This window comes from Halobellus ruber, assembly GCF_014212355.1.
In the GTDB taxonomy this organism is placed as follows: Archaea; Halobacteriota; Halobacteria; order Halobacteriales; family Haloferacaceae; genus Haloquadratum; species Haloquadratum rubrum.
Window position 1 is genome coordinate 114,670 of sequence record NZ_JACKXD010000005.1, and the last position, 18,520, is coordinate 133,189.

Annotated in this window: 14 protein-coding genes; 12 read left to right on the forward strand and 2 right to left on the reverse strand. The window is 63.0% G+C overall.

Annotated features, from left to right (window positions below; translation table 11 throughout):
- The 9 genes from H5V44_RS13745 (at position 1) to argF (ending at position 9,252) form a co-directional block, all read left to right on the forward strand.
- Positions 1–1,221, forward strand: a complete 1,221-nt coding sequence (locus tag H5V44_RS13745; RefSeq protein ID WP_185193707.1) for an argininosuccinate synthase — start codon at positions 1–3, stop codon at positions 1,219–1,221.
- Positions 1,222–1,224: 3 nt separating this feature from the next.
- Positions 1,225–2,715 carry an argininosuccinate lyase gene (gene argH / locus H5V44_RS13750; protein WP_185193708.1) on the forward strand — a complete coding sequence of 497 codons (1,491 nt, stop codon included), beginning with the start codon at positions 1,225–1,227 and terminating at the stop codon, positions 2,713–2,715.
- 201 nt (positions 2,716–2,916) lie between these two features.
- Positions 2,917–3,096, forward strand: a complete 180-nt coding sequence (gene lysW, locus H5V44_RS13755; RefSeq protein ID WP_185193709.1) for a lysine biosynthesis protein LysW — start codon at positions 2,917–2,919, stop codon at positions 3,094–3,096.
- Between the two features lies 1 nt (position 3,097).
- On the forward strand, positions 3,098–3,964 hold the full coding sequence (lysX, locus tag H5V44_RS13760; protein ID WP_185193710.1) for a lysine biosynthesis protein LysX: 867 nt from the start codon (positions 3,098–3,100) through the stop codon (positions 3,962–3,964).
- Positions 3,961–5,040 (forward strand): N-acetyl-gamma-glutamyl-phosphate reductase, encoded by a 1,080-nt coding sequence (gene argC, locus H5V44_RS13765; RefSeq protein WP_185193711.1) that lies wholly within the window; start codon positions 3,961–3,963, stop codon positions 5,038–5,040. The genes lysX and argC overlap by 4 nt, the downstream gene beginning before the upstream one ends.
- Before the next feature lie 35 nt (positions 5,041–5,075).
- On the forward strand, positions 5,076–6,083 hold the full coding sequence (locus H5V44_RS13770) for an acetylglutamate/acetylaminoadipate kinase (RefSeq protein ID WP_185193712.1): 1,008 nt from the start codon (positions 5,076–5,078) through the stop codon (positions 6,081–6,083).
- Positions 6,080–7,219 carry an aspartate aminotransferase family protein gene (locus tag H5V44_RS13775; RefSeq protein WP_185193713.1) on the forward strand — a complete coding sequence of 380 codons (1,140 nt, stop codon included), beginning with the start codon at positions 6,080–6,082 and terminating at the stop codon, positions 7,217–7,219. The genes H5V44_RS13770 and H5V44_RS13775 overlap by 4 nt, the downstream gene beginning before the upstream one ends.
- Entirely contained in the window at positions 7,216–8,346 is a 1,131-nt protein-coding gene (locus H5V44_RS13780; protein WP_185193714.1) for a [LysW]-lysine hydrolase, read from the forward strand. The genes H5V44_RS13775 and H5V44_RS13780 overlap by 4 nt, the downstream gene beginning before the upstream one ends.
- Before the next feature lie 6 nt (positions 8,347–8,352).
- A complete protein-coding gene (gene argF, locus H5V44_RS13785; protein ID WP_185193715.1) occupies positions 8,353–9,252 on the forward strand; it encodes an ornithine carbamoyltransferase in 900 nt (299 codons plus the stop codon).
- On the opposite strand, the gene H5V44_RS13790 is transcribed toward argF, so the two are convergent.
- Positions 9,216–9,977: a hypothetical protein gene (locus H5V44_RS13790; RefSeq protein WP_185193716.1), complete on the reverse strand. Its 762-nt coding sequence runs from the start codon at positions 9,975–9,977 to the stop codon at positions 9,216–9,218. The two genes, argF and H5V44_RS13790, sit on opposite strands and share 37 nt — an antisense overlap.
- 318 nt (positions 9,978–10,295) lie before the next feature.
- Here H5V44_RS13790 and H5V44_RS13795 point away from each other — a divergent pair, with 318 nt between their 5' ends.
- Positions 10,296–10,496: a ribbon-helix-helix protein, CopG family gene (locus H5V44_RS13795; protein WP_185193717.1), complete on the forward strand. Its 201-nt coding sequence runs from the start codon at positions 10,296–10,298 to the stop codon at positions 10,494–10,496.
- A gap of 679 nt (positions 10,497–11,175) precedes the next feature.
- On the opposite strand, the gene H5V44_RS13800 is transcribed toward H5V44_RS13795, so the two are convergent.
- Positions 11,176–12,003, reverse strand: a complete 828-nt coding sequence (locus H5V44_RS13800; protein WP_185193718.1) for a hypothetical protein — start codon at positions 12,001–12,003, stop codon at positions 11,176–11,178.
- Positions 12,004–12,066: 63 nt separating this feature from the next.
- Between H5V44_RS13800 and H5V44_RS13805 the strand changes: the two genes are divergently transcribed.
- Both H5V44_RS13805 and H5V44_RS13810 read left to right on the forward strand, forming a co-directional pair.
- Positions 12,067–16,479, forward strand: a complete 4,413-nt coding sequence (locus H5V44_RS13805) for a vWA domain-containing protein (RefSeq protein WP_185193719.1) — start codon at positions 12,067–12,069, stop codon at positions 16,477–16,479.
- Positions 16,479–18,107: a CARDB domain-containing protein gene (locus H5V44_RS13810; protein WP_185193720.1), complete on the forward strand. Its 1,629-nt coding sequence runs from the start codon at positions 16,479–16,481 to the stop codon at positions 18,105–18,107. Before H5V44_RS13805 ends, H5V44_RS13810 begins: the two co-directional genes overlap by 1 nt.
- Positions 18,108–18,520 lie beyond the last annotated feature (413 nt).

An 18,520-nucleotide genomic window follows, 5' to 3' on the forward strand; every position in this document is an offset into this window, starting at 1 on the left:
ATGACAAGCGTGGCGCTCGCCTTCTCCGGCGGGTTGGACACGACGGTGTGCGTGTCGCTCCTCAAAGAGGAGTACGGGTACGACGAGGTCGTCGGCGTGACCGTCGACGTGGGACAGCCCGAATCCGAGTTCGCGGAGGCACGAGAGACCGCAGAGGCCCACGGGCTCGACCTCCACGTCGTGGACGCGAAAGCCGAGTTTGCCGACCTGTGTTTCGAGTCGGTCCGGGCGAACGCGACCTACCAAGGGTACCCGCTGGGGACGGCGCTGGCGCGGCCGGTGATCGCCGAGGCGATCCTCGAGGTGGCCGAGACCGAGGGGTGTGACGCCCTCGCCCACGGCTGCACCGGGAAGGGCAACGACCAGCTCCGGTTCGAGGCGGTCTGGCGGCGCTCCGACCTCGAGGTGGTCGCGCCGGTGCGCGAACTCGAACTCACCCGCGAGTGGGAGATGGCGTACGCCGAGGACAACGACCTCCCCGTCCAGTCGGGCAACGACGGCGTGTGGTCGATCGACACCAACCTCTGGAGCCGGTCGGTCGAGGGCGGCGACCTCGAGGACCCCGGCCACGTCCCCGGCGAGGAGATCTACGAGTGGACCACGGACCCCGCAACCGCGACGGAGACCGAACTCGTGGAGATCGGCTTCGAGGACGGCTATCCCGTTGCCCTGGATGGCGAGGAACTCGATCCCGTCGAGCTGATCCGGAGGCTCAACGACCGCGCCGGCGCCCACGGCGTCGGGCGCACCGACATGATGGAGGATCGGATGCTCGGGCTGAAGGTCCGCGAGAACTACGAGCACCCCGCGGCGACCACGCTGCTCGCCGCCCACGAGTCGCTCGAAGGCCTCGTGCTCACGAAGGACGAACGCGACTTCAAGCGCCGCGTCGACGACGAGTGGGCCCAGAAGGGGTACGAGGGGCTGGTCGATCACCCGCTCGTGGACGCCCTGGAGGGGTTCGTCGCGGAGACCCAAGCCCGGGTCACCGGTACGGTGACGATCAAGTTCGAGGGCGGGCGCGCCCGCCCGGTCGCCCGCGAGTCCGAATACGCCGCGTACTCCGAGGACGCGGCGTCGTTCAACACCGAGGACGTGGGCGGGATCACCCAGAAGGACGCCACCGGCGTCGCGAAGTACCACGGGTTCCAGGGGCGGCTCGCCAACGCCGCACGGGACGCCGTCGAGGGGCGCGAGGACGACGAGGGCGACTGGGAGTGAGCGATGCCGGGCGAGGAGGCGAGTGACGACGGGGGCGACGGCGACGCCGGGAGCGTCGTGCGCCGGGACCGCTTCAGCGGCGGCCCCGCCCGCGGGTTCCTGTCGAGCCTCGCGGCCGACGAGCGGATCTTCGACGCCGACCTCGCGGTCGACCGCGCCCACGTCGTAATGCTGGCCGAGCAGGGGATCGTCGACGACGGCGTCGCCGGCGGGATCCTGACCGCCCTCGACGACGTCGAGGCCGCAGGCCACGGCGCGCTCCCCGACGGCGAGGACGTCCACGAGGCGATCGAGACCGCCGTGATCGACCGCGTCGGCCCCGACGGCGGTCGGATGCACACCGCCCGGAGTCGGAACGACGAGGTCGCGGCGTGCATCCGCTACCGCCTGCGCGAGGACCTGCAAGACGCCGCCGAGGCGACGGTCGCGCTCCGGGAGGCGCTTCTCGACGCGGCCGCCGACCACGTCGACACGGTGATGCCGGGCTACACCCACCTCCAGCCCGCCCAGCCGACCACGGTCGCGCACTATCTGGCCTCCTACGAGTCGGCGGTCGCCCGCGACACCGCCCGCCTGCTGGAGGCCTACGACCGGGTCAACCGGTCGCCGCTGGGGGCGGCGGCGTTCGCGGGCACGCCGTTCGACGTCGACAGGGAGCGGACGGCGGAGCTTCTGGGCTTCAACGGCGTCGTCGACAACTCGATGGACGCCGCCGCGGGGCGGGACTTCCTCGCGGAATCGACCGCGGCACTCGCGACCCACGCCGTCACCGTCTCGGGGCTGGCGGAGGACCTCGTCGTCTTCGCCAACAAGGGCTACGTCGACCTCGACGACGCCTACGCCTCCACGTCGTCGATCATGCCCCAGAAGGTCAACCCCGACAGCCTGGAACTCGTACGGGCGGTCGCCGGCGACGCGGTCGGCGGGCTCTCCGGCCTGCTGACCACGCTGAAGGGGCTGCCGCGGGCGTACAACCGCGACCTCCAGCGGGCGACCCCCCACGTCTGGGAGACGGTCGACGCGGTCACGGAGGCGACCGCGGTCGCCGCGGGCGCGGTCGGCACCGCCGAGTGGCCCGCGGAGACGCTCGAAGCCGCCGCGGGCGAGGGGTTCTCCACCGCGACCGGCGTCGCCGACGCCCTCGCGATGGCGGGGGTGCCGTTCCGGACCGCCCACGAGGTGCTCGCGGCCGCGGCCGAGCGCGCCGACGGCGGGACGCCCGACGTCGACGCCCTCGATGCGGTCGCGACCGACGTGCTGGGGGAGTCGCTGTTCGAGTACGTCCCCCGCGAGCGCATCGAGGCGGTGCTGGACCCCCGCGAGAGCGTCGCCAGCCGCGACTCCGCGGGCGGTCCGGCACCCGAGGCGGTGGCGGCGCACCTCGACGCCGCGGAAGCGGGGATCGACGCCGACGCCGCGGCGCTCGCCGACCGTCGGGACGCGCTCGAAGACGCCGCCGGGGCGCTGGAACGGGAGGTCGCGTCGTATGTCTGACCGCGACGCCCGCGGCCGCGGCACGGAGTTCCCCCGGTGCCGACGCCGAGCCCCGCCCGGGGCTATTAACATACGAAATCAGACATAGGTTTCACGCGGACCGATCGTTCGACTGTTCCACGCCGTTAGTGGCACCGCTACTCAGTTAAGAGATCCGATACTTTCGATGGGTTTAAGTCTCCGCCACGCCGACAGCGAAGTATGGCAGACACGATCACCGCGGAAGACCCGCTGACAGGCGAGGAGATCGAGATCCCGTCCGACGTCGAGGTCGGCGAGATCGTCGACAGTCCCGCGACCGGCGCGGAACTGGAAGTAATCTCCGTCGACCCCGTCGTCTTGGAGGAAGCCCCGGAGCTCGAAGAGGACTGGGGCGAGTGAGATGAAGGTCGGGCTGCTGTACTCCCGGATCCGTCGGGACGAGAAGCTTCTCCTCTCGGAGCTCCGCGACCGCGGACACGAGGTGGCGAAGATCGACGTCCGGGACGAGCAGTTCGGCCTCTCAGATCCGCCGGAAGCGTTCGACGGCGTCGACGTCGTGGTCGACCGGTGTCTGGCGACCAGCCGGAGCCTCTACGTCACCCAGTTTCTGGACGCCTACGACGTGCCCGTGGTCAACGGCTCCGACACGGCGGACGTCTGTTCGGACAAGGTGAAAAACAGCCTGGCGCTGGAGGCCGCCGGCGTGCCGACGCCGACCACGGAAGTTGCGTTCACGACCGACAGCGCCCTCGAAATCATCGAACGGTTCGGCTACCCCTGCGTGATCAAACCCGTCGTGGGGTCGTGGGGACGGCTGATGGCGAAAGTCGAGTCCCGTTCCGCGGCGGAGGCCATCCTCGAACACAAGGCCACGCTGGGGCACTACCAGCACAAGGTGTTCTACATCCAGGAGTTCGTCGAAAAGCCCGGCCGCGACATCCGCGTCGTCGCGGTCGACGGCGAGCCGATCGCCGCGATGACGCGCTCCTCGGATCACTGGCTGACCAACGCCGCGAAGGGGGCCGAGGTGGAGCCCTTCGGGCCCGACGACCGGGTCCGCGACCTCGTCGCCACGGCCTCCGACGCCGTCGGCGGCGGCCTGCTGGGCGTCGACCTGATGGAGGCGGGCGATGATTACACGGTCCACGAGGTCAACCACACCGTCGAGTTCAAGGCGCTGAACGACGCCGTCGATGTCGACGTGCCCGCCGAAGTCGTCGACTGGCTGGAAACGAAAGTCGCAAACGAGACGGAGGCGGCCGTATGAGCGGCGGCGACGGGGGCGAGTCGACCGCGGCCGCCGACCCGACCTACACCGCCTCGGTCGTCGGCGGCTCCGGCTTCACCGGCGGCGAACTCCTCCGCTTGCTGTACCAGCACCCCGAGTTTTCCGTTGTCCAGGCCACCAGCCGCTCGAAGGAGCGCAAGACCGTCGGCCACGTCCACCCCAACCTCCGGGCGATGGACCTGCGGTTCACGTCGCCGGCGGAGCTGGAACCCGTGGACGTGCTGTTCGCGGCGACGCCCCACGGCGTCTCGATGGAGCGGATCGACGCGTTCCGGGAGGCCGCCGACACGGTCGTCGACCTCTCGGCTGACTTCCGGCTCGATTCCGAGGCCGAGTACGACGAGTGGTACGACGGCCACTCGCGGCCCGACCTGCTCGCGGAGTCGGAGTACGCTCTCCCCGAGCTCAACCGCGGGAACCTCCCGGGCGCCGACCTGATCGCTTCTGGAGGCTGTAACGCCACCGCCGCGATCCTCGGGTTGAAGCCGCTGTTCGACGCCGAAATCCTAGCGGGCGACGAGCAGGTCGTCGTCGACGTGAAGGTCGGCTCCTCGGAGGGCGGGGCGGGCGGCGGCGACGCCTCCAGCCACCCCGAACGCTCCGGGATCGTCAGGCCCTACGCCCCCACCGGCCACCGCCACGAGGCCGAGATCGAGGCGTTCCTCGGCACGTCGGTGTCGTTTACGGCCCACGCGGTCGATATGACCCGGGGCGCGAGCGCGACCTGCCACGTCTACCCGGAGAGTCCGGTCTCGACGGGCGACCTCTGGGGCGCCTACCGCGACGCCTACGCCGAGGAGCCGTTTATGCGGACGGTCGCAGGCGGCGGCGGGGTCTACCGCTACCCCGAGCCGAAGGCGGTCGCGGGCACGAATTACGGAGAGGTCGGCTTCGAGCTCGACCCCGGCAACCGCCGGGTGGTCGTCTTCTCCGCGATCGACAATATGATGAAGGGCTCGGCCGGACAAGCCGTCCACGCGGCGAATCTCGCCCTGGGACTCGACGAGACCGCCGGCCTGGAGTTCGCCGGGCTCCACCCCGTCGGCGCTCCCTGACCCGGACACACGGATTTCCATACTGACTGTACACGATGACGCACGAACATCACACACACGACGCGCGCGACGCTCGCCGGACGACACCCGCCCCCGGAGCCGAGCCGCGACCCCGAGCCGACGGCGGCGATCCGGGGCGGGAAGTCGACGAGCTCCGGCCCGACGGCGGGACCGACGCGGCGCCCGTCGTGGTGAAGATCGGCGGCGCCCGCGCCGTCGACCCCGAGGGCGCGGTCGGCGACGTCGCAACGCTGGTCGACTCCGGGCGGGAGGTCGTCGTCGTCCACGGCGGCTCGACGGCCGTCGATGACACCCTCGAAGCGCTCGGCGAGGAGCCGACCTACGTCGAGACGCCGGGTGGCGTGGTCGGCCGGTTCACCGACGAACGCACGATGGAAGTCTTCTCGATGGTGTTGCCGGGGAAGCTCAACACCGATATTACTGCGTCGCTCCGCGGGGCCGGCGTCGACGCCCTCGGGCTCTCCGGCGTCGACGGCGGGCTCCTGACCGGCCCGCGGAAGTCGGCCGTGCGCGTGATCGAGGACGGGAAGAAGAAGATCAAACGCGGCGATCACTCCGGGAAGATCACCGACGTGAACGGCGACCTGCTGGAGACGCTGCTCGGCGACGGCTACACCCCGGTCGTGACCGTCCCGATGCTCGCCGACGACGGCGTCGCGGTCAACGCCGACGCCGACCGGGCCGCGGCGGCGGTCGCGGGGGCGCTCGGCGCCGACCTCGTGGTGCTGTCCGACGTCGAGGGGGTCTACGCCGACCCCGACGACCCCGCGACCCTGATCGGATCGGTCGCGACCCCGGAAGAATTCGACGGGCTAAAGAACGCAGCGGACGGGTTTATGCGCAAGAAAGTGATGGCAGCCGAAGAGGCGCTCGAGGCGGGGGCACGCGCCGTCGTCGTCGCGAGCGCGAACGCCGACGACCCGATCACCGCCGCGCTCGCGGGGAGCGGCACGCACATCGCGGCGAGCGCGGTCGTGACCGACGAGGAACCGACGGACGTCGAGGGGGAGGCAACAGGATGACCGGCGGGTTCGTCTTCTCGGAGAAGCCGATCGAGATCGAGTCCGGCGAGGGCGCGTACCTCTACGGGACCGACGGCACCGAGTATCTCGACTTCGGCGCCTCCTACGCCGTGGCCGCGATCGGCCACTCCCACCCTGCGGTCACCGAAGCCGTCCAAGAGCAGATCGAACGCCTCACCTACGTCCAGGCGTCGTACCCCGTCGAGGTCCGGACGGAGCTCTACGAGAGGCTGGCGGCGCTCGGCCCCGGCGACGCCGACAACGTCTGGCTGTGTAACTCCGGGACCGAGGCCAACGAGGCGGCGATGAAGTTCGCCCGCTCGGCGACCGGCCGCTCGAAGATCGTCGCCACCAAGCGCGGCTTCCACGGCCGGACGCTGGGGGCGCTCGCGATGACCTGGAAGGACAAGTACAAGAAGCCCTTCGAGCCGCTGGCCGGCGGCATCGAGTTCGTCCCCTACGGCGACGGCGAAGCGCTCGCAGAGACCGTCGACGAGGAGACCGCCGCGGTCTTCTTAGAGCCGGTCCAAGGCGAGGGTGGCATCCACCCCGCCCCCACGGAGTACCTCCGGGCCGCCCGCGAGGCGACCGAAGACGCCGGTGCGGCCCTGGTCTTCGACGAGATCCAGACCGGCGTCGGCCGGACCGGGTCGCTGTGGGCCTGCGACGGCGTCGGCGTCGAGCCCGACATCCTCACCGCCGCGAAGGGGATCGCAAACGGCCTTCCGCTGGGAGCGACGCTCGTGAAAGACTGGATCGCCGAGGACTCCGGCGACCACGGCTCGACGTTCTCCGGCGGGCCGGTGGTGTGTGCGGCGGCCAACGCCACCCTCGATACGGTCGTCGACGAGGACGTCCCCGGTAACGCCGCGGCGGTCGGGGAGTACCTCCGGAGCGAACTCGAAGCCGCGGTCGAAGAGCACGACCTCCCCGTCCGGGAGATCCGCGGCGTCGGCCTGATGATCGGCGTCGAGGTGAAACGCGGCGCCAACCGCGTGCTCAAGAACCTCGCGCTGTCCGAGCAGGTGCTCGCGCTCCCCGCCGGCCGGACGGTGGTTCGGCTGCTCCCGCCGCTGACGATCGACGAGGCCCACGCCGACCAGTTCGTCGATTCGTTCGTGGAGGTGCTGGGATGAGCACGGAACTCGATGTCGACGAGGTCGACGCCGAGGAATCGCCCGACGACGCCGTCGGGTTCCTCGCGGATCACGACGTCTTCGACGTCCAGCCCGGGCTGACCGAGGGGCTGACCGAGGCGCAGACGCTGCTTGCGGACCTGGTGTCGATCCCCTCGCCTTCGGGGCAGGAGGCCGCCGCGGCCGAGCGGTTGGTGGAGTTCTTCGAGGCCAACGACCGCGAGGTCCGGATCGACGACGCCGGCAACGTCCGGGCGCCGGCCGACGACGCCGTCCTCCTGACCTCCCACGTCGACACCGTCCCCGGCGACGTGCCGGTGAAGATCGAGAACGGCGTGCTCTGGGGCCGCGGCAGCGTCGACGCCACCGGCGCCCTGGCGGCGATGGCGGTCGCGGCGGTCGAGACCGGCGTCTCCTTTGCGGGCGTGGTCCGGGAGGAGACCGGCTCCAACGGGGCGTGGCACCTCGTCGAGGATCGCGACGCCCCCGATGCCGTCATCAACGGCGAGCCCTCGGGGTGGGACGGCATCACCCTGGGCTACCGCGGGTTCCTGTCCGGGACCTACGTCGCCACGAGCGAACTCGGGCACTCCTCGCGGCCCGACGACAACGCGATCCAGTCGGCGGTGAACTGGTGGTCGAGCGTCGCGGCGTTCTTCGAGGTCGACCACTCGGAGGGCGTCTTCGACACCGTGACCACGAAGCCGGTCCGCTTCGACGGCGGCCCGACCGAGGACGGCCTCGCCGTCGAGGCGACCGTCGACGTCCAGTTCCGCGTCCCGCCGAAGTACACCATCGACGACGTCCGGGAGGTCGCCGAGGGCGAACTCGACCACGGCGGCGTCCACTGGGAGACCCCCATCCCGCCGGTGATGGCGAGTCCGCGCACGCCGGTCGCCCGCGCGCTTCGGGCCGCGATCCGCGGGGCCGGCGGGGAGCCGCGGCTCCTCCGGAAGACCGGCACCAGCGATATGAACATCTACGCCGGGTCGTGGGACTGCCCGATGGCGACCTACGGGCCGGGGGATTCCGACCTGGATCACGCGCCGAACGAACACCTCGATCTCGCGGAGTACGACAGCTCGATCGGCGTGCTGGTCGACGTCTGTGAGCGCCTCGCGGACTGATCGACGATGCTTGAGACCGACCACTTCCTCGACATCGACGACCTCGCGCCCGCCGAACTGGAGACCGTCCTCGACCGCGCGGCGGCGATCAAAGCCGGCGAGGACGCGGCCCGGCTCCCCGACCACACCCTGGGGATGCTGTTCGAGAAGCCCTCGACCCGCACCCGGATCTCCTTCGAGACCGGGATGACACAGCTCGGCGGCCACGCCATCTTCCTCGGGCCGGAGGACATCCAACTCGGCCACGGCGAGCCCCTGTCGGACACCTCCCGGGTGCTCTCGCGGTACGTCGACGCCGTGATGGCCCGGCTGTTCGACCACGACGACCTCGTCGAGATCGCCGAGTACGCCGACGTCCCGGTTATCAACGGCCTCACCGACGACGCCCACCCGTGTCAGACCCTTGCGGACCTGCTCACGATCCGGGAGGCCTACGGTGGGTTCGACGGGGTCGAGGCGGCGTGGGTCGGCGACGGCAACAACGTGGGCCAGTCGCTCGTCGTCGGCGCGGCGATGGTCGGGCTGGACCTGACCGTCGCGACGCCCGAGGGCTACGGAATGGACGACGACGTGCTTGAGCAGGCCGCCGACCTCGGCCACCCCCCGACGGTCGTCGACGACCCTGCCGACGCGGTCGAGGGCGCGGACGTGGTCTACACCGACGTCTGGATCTCGATGGGCCAGGAGGACCGACGCGAGGAGAAGCTCGCGGCGTTCGAGGGCTACCAGGTGAACAACGACCTGCTCGCGGGCACCGACGCCGACGTGATGCACTGTCTCCCCGCCCACCGCGGCGAGGAGATCACCGATTCCGTTCTGGAATCCGACCGGGCGCTGGTGTGGGACCAGGCGGAGAACCGGCTCCACGCTCAGAAGGGGCTGTTGGTCGAACTCCTCGACGCGTAGGCGTCCGCCCGGCCGCTACTGCTGCCCTCGTCGCCGTCGTCGCTACCGCCCCCTTCGTCGACTGACGTCACCCTGATCGCGTAGCCACACGCCGGGCACGCGGCGTCGGCGGGCGACACCTGCGACCGGCACCGCTCGCAGAACCACACCCCCTCCCTGATCGTCGCCCGGTAGGTCGTCTCGGCGTCGCGGTCCTCGGCCACGTCGAACTCGACGTCCCGGGCGCGAAGGACCGCCTCGGCCTCGCGGACCGCCTCGGCCGACGGCAGCGAGAGGGTGGTCTCCACGGGGTCGTCCCGGAGGACCGACCGGAGACGGCCGGCGGCGTCGTGCTCGATGGTGAGCGTTCCGGCGTCGCGGTCGAGCGTGACGGCGTCGACGGCCGACCTCGGAATCCTCGCCTCCCCGACGTGGCGCCGTCCCAGCCGAGCGGCGAGGAACAGGCCCACTATGAGGTATCCGATCGTCGACACTCCGGCCGCAACGCCGGCAGTACCCGCGGCGACCGCGGCTGCGTAGCCGACGAGGCTGGCGACGGCCCAGACGACTCCGACGACCTCGAAGGCCAATCCGGCGCGGTCCCACCGGTCACCGTGCCGCCACCGCCGGCGCTGGCCGGCGAGGAGACGCCCGGGGGTCGACCGGATCCCGAAGGCGCCGTCGCGGACCGTCGCGGTCCCGGTCCCGGTCGCGGTCCGAAACCGGAAGGATCGGTCGTCTGCCATCGGCGGACGGAACGGCGCGAACGCACAAATAGCTCCGGGACGCCCGATCCCAATATAGTAGCGTTTGCAAGTCTTCGCTCACTCGATCGCACGACGGCGTGCGATCGGATGTGCAACCAGTTGCAAACGCTACTATAGCGTGGTTGGCTGATACTGTCGGCTATAGTCACGTGAAGGATTTCGACACCCCGGGGTGTCGAAAATTTTCACGTAGTTATAGAGGGTGTCATAGAAGAGTTCACATAGCCCGGTGAATCAGCTTAGATAAATTGAAACCGCCGTACACTTGGTGCACGCTGTTCTTAGGTTGTTTTAGCTATGGCGAAAGAGAAGTTCGGCGTCGCTGTTGACGAGGAAATCGTGCGAGAAGTGGATGAATTGGTCAATGAGTGTGACGATCTCGGAGCCAGCCGCTCCGAGATCGTCGAAGCCATCCTCACAGCATTCGTTCAATCCGAGACGAATCACGTTGAACGGGTGCGAGAAATCATTATTCGGAAACGAAAGGGCACTCTCTGACTAATTTTGAACACCGTGCACCAAGTGCACGTACTTCTAAGCTAATAATCCACTATAACAGTAACCAGACTGACTATAGTGTGTGAAGAGTTCTATGACACGCTCGTAGTTATAGCCAACAGTATGAGCCAGTGCTCCGCGGTCGCAATGCCTGGACACGGACGACAGGCGAAGCAGATGGCGATCCGGTACGCTGTCGCGGCTGGCAGGACTGATGGAACGTACACTGCTGTCGTGACTCAGCAGTTCGGGCAGATTAGGCGATTTCGACGCAGAACGTCGAAGAAACGCACGCATTCCCACAGCAGGCAGTCCGACGCGCTACAGGCTGCTCTGTGTCACGATTGAAGCCGTCAGCGTTCTGAGTTCTGAATTACGGCGTCAATAGCGGAGAAAGGAGTAGCCGGTGATCTGCTTTGCATCGTCGTCGCAGTCACCAACTACGAACGGGGGGGATAATCCGGGAAGTGCTGTGATCACGGTTTGAGAACCTTCTATAACCCTCTATCATTTAGACAATTGCTCTTTTTATGCAATTTTAGATAATGTGTTATTAGTATATTGCCGTCAGTCTCCATACTACGGTTGAGGACTCGGAGGCGCACTGCTCACACAACTCATCCGGAATGATATAGATTGTGTGCCTGTGGGACTAAAATCGAAACTTGCTACGGAGTGATTACCTATTATTATCGACTCTCGCCGTTTCAGCCTCTTCTATGTCAGAGACAGCGACAATCTCGACAGCACGAGGATATGCGACCTGACCCTCGCTTCCAGCCCACACTACAGCTCTCATTTCTGTCTGATACGCACGAACAGTCACGTTGAATGAGGTATTAGAGGCTCGTTCCTGAAACCCCTCCGGTGCAGCCGCTCGCGGGATAACGTAGCTCGCATTGCTTGTTACGAGTCGGAGAAATTTTGTTCCGTCGGTCTGCCACTGCACGGTCCCAGAGTACTCAGATACATTAGCAGTAACCGTTCCACAGTCCTCAACACGCTGTCCTCCCCGATTCGCGAGCGCATCAGCTGCAGCACGTATACCCCATTTCCCTCCCGAGATTACGATGAGGTGTCCCTCGTCCGATGAGGGGTTATCTACGACAGTTATCTGGGCACTAGTCGTTGTGGAAGCCGAGTTGTTGATATCCACGTGACGACCTATCTCAGAAGGGAGGTTACCCTGTGGAGCAAGAACGACTAACGAGCGACCTTCCCCAATCGTCAACTCAGAACTGGAGACGACCGCGGGATACTGTTCTGTATGATCGGCATAGCTATGTTTCAGTACAGTTATAGATCGATTAATTGCAACACCGTACTCATCCGGTACTACCACGGCAAGTGGTGACGACACCGAGGCAGGATAGTTATCTACAAGCTGCTTATTATTTTGGATATCACACCCCTCATTCGGAAGTTTGGTCTCTTCAGACTGGGGTATCCCACTTGCGCATCCAGCGGTCAGAACAAGGAGCGAAACCAGCCAGATACTCTTGCTCATATAGGTATATATATGATCTTGGATTATGATTAAATTTTTTATCCTGTACTAACAGTAGGTACTATGAGCATAGGCAGGGGGTTCAGAGCAGCAATTCTGGTCTGTATTGTGCTAACGGGAAGTATCGGTGGGCAGGTGGTGGCGGCCGAGTCACCGGATGCAGCAGAAAGCGTCTCCGACGAGACAACCTCGCTTGCCGACTCAGAAGACGGAGCAGCCGAATCTAACACGACGACTGGTAACGGATCAAGACAGGATGGTACCGCTACGATTACGCAAACACACCGCAAAGCGGGACGCATACCAAACCTGTCTTCAGACAATGAAAGTTCTATCAGAGCGAATACTATCCAAAGGCAGGTCGGGACACAGGTGCAGTTTTTCGTGCTGGGGCCAGGATTCCGCGACGGTGTAGATAACGATAACGACGGAAATCTGAATAATCCGGCTGAAATATACGAACAGCGGACAGGCGTGGTTGAGGCAGTCACTCCCAACGCAGAGATCATCGTTGAAAATGGGGTAGCTAATAACCCCGACGTTAGCCAACAGGATGTTAACGCCGCTGCCGAGGCGTTTAATCAGACGGTTCATCCAACTGTAAATAATGACTATGGAACCTTCAACGATATCAATAATGATGGACGGATTGCAATTTATCTGACGGAGGTTCCAGGTTTTAACGTTTTTGGATATCACGACCCGTATCAATACACAAACAACCAATTTTCTGCGCAGAGAGATGGCTTTTATATGGATTATACCAACGCGCAACCCGGGACTGATCAATTTAACGAGACGATGGCGCAGGAATTCGCTCACGCGGTTATATTCAATTATGATCAGAATGAGGAGCTTTGGCTTGATGAGGCGTTAGCCAACTACGCTGAGTACCGGACGTATCAAGACACGAATCAGCGACGTATATCAGGTTTCGAGCAGAACCCGCAGTCACTAACTGAGTTTGATCTCCGAGACGGCTTTATTAATGCCGACTACGGTGCTTCGTTCGCGTTCGCAACGTATCTTGCGGAGCACTATGGCGGTGTCAGCACTCTGCAGGAACTCGTGAGAGATACCGACAATGGGGTCACCTCCGTTAATCGAGTTCTAAACAACAACGGGTACAACGAACGCTTCCCCGAGGTTTTTAATGACTGGACAGTCGCTAACCGGATCGATGATGATAGCGTTGCCGACGAATACGGATATTCGACGTTCGATATAGAGATTCAGGACTCGGCTACCCTTCCAGGTTCGAGTGTAACCCAACAGACGACGGTAGATCCCTCTGGACAGACTGAGACCGATACCGTCCGGCGTACGACTGCAGACTATTATTTAGTTAATTCAAACTTAGAAAGCTTGTATCACGAACTGGAGGTACGGGGCTCCGATGATGATGTGGAGCTCATCATCGTAGCGGAGACCGCATCGGACGGGGTCGTCAAGACCGTTTCAGTTAATACATCGGAACCAACAGCGCCACAAATCAGTGAAGGATTATCGAACGCAACCGATAATCAAAGCTCGGTACAATCGTCAGGGATTAGTGCGAGCGTACTGTCTTCACCGCCGATCACCCCTGAAAACACAATCACTAACGCTGATGAGTACGGTGAGATAACGGTGGTTCTACCGAACTCAGCACCCAATATTGATCATAATTACGAGTTATCTATCGAACCCATCCCAGCTCAAAATCAGTTCAGTGGGACGCTTGATGACGGCGAGTCGGCTAAATACGTCATTCCCGTCAACAAGTTTGGCACTCCAACCCTAACGAGCGTTTACGAGTACAACGGAGATGTGTACACTTCGGTCTGGGGTTCCGATGGTGAGGCACAGGTTGATCTATCGCCGAAGTCGGGTGCCGCTCCGAGCATTATACTCGGTCGGGCCGGAGTGCCTGGTAACGACCTGGTCGGATCAAATCCATTGACGGCGAGCAACGTTTGGGTGTTAGAAACCACAAACCCGTCTGATGGCGACGGACCGATCGCGTTTCAGGCTGCGAGTCGGTACAAGGAGGGTTCGATAAATAGAGATCAGATATTCACGCTACCTTCCGACGCCTCGGTTACCGTGCTCAGTAGGATCGCTGGAAACGCGTCGGATCCTGGATCGGTCGCGGCCGAATTTAGCGTTGAGTCAGCCGGTGCGCCATACAGATATACTGACTTCGGCAAACCCGACAAATCACACGTTAGCGTGCGTGTCGGCAATCAAAAAGTGAACAACCTGAGTTTCTCGCGGGTCAATAACCGACAAGATAGGTATCGAATAGAGTTTGTCGCACCCGAGCAGCAGTCGGCCGGTAATTACGATCTAACAGTTGAGTTCACCGACGAGAAATTCGGTGTCTCCGGTACTGCCGAAGGAACGGCCACAGATGCAATTGAGTATACAAAGGGTGGCGGTGCAACCGGAAGCACCGCGACCGCGATCATCATCGACGAGTCCGGTAGTATGGGAAGCGACCAGAAGATTGAGAATGCCAAGGCGTCCGCTAAACTGTACGTCTCGCTGCTCGGTCCAGGAGACTACGCGGCTGTCGTCGGGTTTGACAGCGGGGCACGCACTCCAGCACCGATGCAGCGCGCAACAGCGGCGAATAAGTCGGACCTGAGGAGTGGCATTGACAGACTCATCGCTGGTGGCGGAACCGATATCGGGGATGGGATGCGCGAGGCTTTCCCCGAATTCAATAGGGCGCCGGAGAATACGACAAAAGCGGCGATTCTTCTCGGAGACGGCAGAGCCAGCTATCCCAGCACCCAAGTTCAAAACTATAATAATAGCGATATTCCGGTCTGTACGATTGCGCTCGGCTCGAATGCCGACAGGGACGTTCTTAGGCGTATCGCAGGGAACACCGGCTGCGAACTTAGAGAGGCGAACTCCTCTAATCTTCAAGCTATCTATAACGAGCTCAGTCAGAACATCAGCGGTTCAAGTACGGTCGCCGAGGAAAGTGGGACAATTGGCAACAACAGTACCGTTGCGACACCATTCAAACTGGATGATTCTATCGACAACGCGAACGTACGGGTGAACATTGGTTCGGCTTCGAGCGCGTCACCGTCCGGATCGGCGGCCGTCACGGCTAATAACGGACCGACGACCGTCCGACTGCTGTACCCGAACGGGACCGTCGTTCCGCTGAACAGCAGTTCGCCGACCGGAACGGACGACCCCTCTATCACATACAATGACCTCGGGGACACGATTACTTACCAACTCTCCGACCCGAAAGCGGGTGAGTGGGCCACCGAAATCCGGAACCAGCAGCCCTCGCCCGTGTCTTACTCGTCAGAAGTGACAGCGAGTGCATCAGCGACGTTGAGTACGACGGCCGACGGCAACGAGTTCTTGAAGGGATCGGCGACAACCCTCACAGCGACGCTGGTGAACAATCAAGGGGGTATCAGCGGGGCAACGGTAACGGCGAACGTCATCCAGCCGGACGGGACCACCGACACGGTCCAGCTGAACGAAACGTCGTCCGGAACGTACCGCGGCCAGGTGGTAAACAAGGCCAACGGTAGTGTGTCAGCTACGATCACAGCGACTAGTCAGAACTTCAGCCGGCAAGAGTCACTTAGCTGGTCGGTGGTCAACCAATCTTCAGTGCTGCGAATCAGTGTCGTGAACAACTCGACGCCAACCGCTGCTGAGGGCGGGTCAGTCGACATTGCGGTGAACGTCACGCGACCGGCCGGCAGCAGTTCGACGAGCGTCACTACGTCGACAAACGCCTCAACAGAGACGGACGATGTGGAGAGCGCATTTATGACTCAAGTGCTCGAAGTTGCCGCATCCGAGCCGGGAACGTACAATCCGGAGGACGTTGACTCGGCCGTGCTAGCGGCCGCGCGTGCGCTACAGAACGAGTCAAATGAGACCTCCTCGGAGCGCACCAACAAGACGTTATCAGTCGCGGACGCGGATCGTTCGGTGGGTGTAACGGCGAGTAATACGGGAGCACCGGTGTTCGTGTCAGCAAGTGAACTGACGGCCTCAAGCGGGGCAACCATTCCGGCGAGTGCAGTCAAAACGTCACCGTCCGCCGTCAGACTCCGGAAAGGTGCAGAGGATGAAGTCGCTGTGTCTGTTCGAGTGCCGGACGACACACCGTCAGGAGCATACAATGGCACGGTAACGGCAGTTATCGACGGGAAGGTTGTCCAGACCGAGTACACGATGAACGTCACCGAGGCAACGGCAGCAACCTACCAGAACCGGATCCAGCAGACTGCCCGACAATGGGAGACGGCTGGACCGACGGGTAAACGGTTCTACGAGGGGCGCATCGCTGACAGCCTGACACAGATATACTTCGGAAACACCAGCGCCGGGGGGTCGTCAACAGGGACGGCGGATCGACGGACATCAGAGAACCAGCTCGTCAGTAACACGCCTGTGAGAGCGAGTCCCTCGGCAAAGGTACATCTACGCACCTGGAGGGCAGAATAATGTCGCTACTTGGACTCGATGATGGGGAAGCCATACGAGTATGGATCGCGGTTGCCGCTGTGGTGAGTGCCATCGCCGTCGGGGTCGTTCCAGTGCAGGCTCAGACCGATGTGACTCTCACCTACACATCATCGGGACAGCCCGCAGGATCGGAGCTCGTCGCAGCGGGAGACACCTATCAGCATACGGTGGCTGTCGATACCAACGCGACGTCGGGGCCCGTTGAGTTGGTACTGTTCTATAACGACTCGGCAAACATCTCCTACGAATCATACACGGCCACTCTGGGGGGATCAAACCTTTCTATGGTCACCGCTACATCAACAGTAACCGTCGACGGACGGACGATGACGCGCGTTCGCTTCGTAAACCGATCTCCACCAACGTCCGGAACGGAAACCCTCCGGCTTACCGCTGATCTCGAGATGCCCGACGCCGTTGCGACTGAAGAGGTTTATACGGGTGGCACGCACGCCCCGAGTGGGACGGTCCTCCCCCGCCGTACGACGGCGGTGACGACGTCTCGACCTGACCTCTCCGTCGGCGGGGTTTCACTCACCCCGTCGTCACCAACGCAAGGAGAATCGGTACTGGTGAATGCGACGGTCCGAAACCGCGGACGGATCGTTGCACCAAGCAGTCAGATTGCTCTCCAAGTAAACGGCACCTCGGTGGCCAGTACGTCGGTATCGCTCGCGGCAGGGAATAATACGAGCGTTTCATTTAGTTGGACCCCCTCAGCGGCCGGAACCCGGGGAGTGACCATCATCGCTGATCAGAGAAACACTATCCCGGAGTTAGTTGAGATCAACAACCGGGTTACTGTGACGGCCGATGTAGGGTCGTCATCGCCAACTGGTGGCGGCGGAGGTGGTGGCGGCGGAGGTGGTGGCGGCGGAGCAGCCGGATCCGGTGACGAGGGTGCCACCGTCTTCCCCCTGCTTAATGCAGATCCAAATGTCGTCGAAGAAGCCAGTACTGAGCAGCAAACTGTCGAATTTGAGGAGACCGACTCGGTCGCCCGCGTCACTTTTGAGGACAATCCTCCTGAATCAGTCACTGTCTCCGAGTTTGCAGGCCTATCGGATTCGATCACCGCGTTGGTCACTGAGCGGATCTCGGAGGACGCGGACGGAATTGAAGATCAGTCAGATGTTGATTTCGTCACTATCGTTGATGTCTCGCTGAGCTCTCAAACGTCCAGCCAAACGCCAGCGACGGTCGAAATGGAAGTACCCGCCGAGCAACTGGACAACCCGGAGAACGCGGTTATCGCACATCGGACTGCCGGGGGATGGGAGCTGCGGGAGACGACTGTGCAGGGGGTGGAGGGTGGAACAGTGACTCTGACCACATCCGTCGAATCGTTCTCACTATTTGCCGTCGTTGAACGGTCTCCGTCACAGGCGACATCACCAACGTCAACGCCCGAAGTGACGACTGACGGAACGACATCACCGGACGTGACGCAGACACCCGAAACACCCGAAGAGGTTGATACACCACAGCCCGCGACAACTGTTACAGAACCGGGTGGGTTCAGCGTACCTGTACTCGTGATTACTCTCGTGGTATTAGGCGGGGTTATCGTTGCTGTGGTAGTCCTGCGACGGCAAGACGTACTGTAATCGGCTCTCCTTCCGAGTCTGCTATTTTAAACCTTTTACGACGTAACAGGAGGGTGTCGAGGTTAAGAGAGAATTACGGTATAATTACCGTAAACTACCTCAGTCTGCGAGCCCCCGACAGAGTAGACGAGCTAATTCAGCGTCTGAGAGTGGTTCTGGATCACGAGCTACGTCGGCTGCGTAATCAACCGTATCAGCGACGCTATTTCGTTCTCTACAACGATTTCAGTCAGTTTACCGGCTGTTTCCTCTGAAATTGTGATCGTCGTATACCTTCCTGGAGGTATGGATCCACATCCAATCTAAATTACCGTAAAATCCGTACGCTAAGATTGACACCCTTCAGTAGCAGGTCGTGCTTGGCTAATACCGGGAGTAATTATTCCGTATGGTGTCTGGTTCGCGAGGTTCTG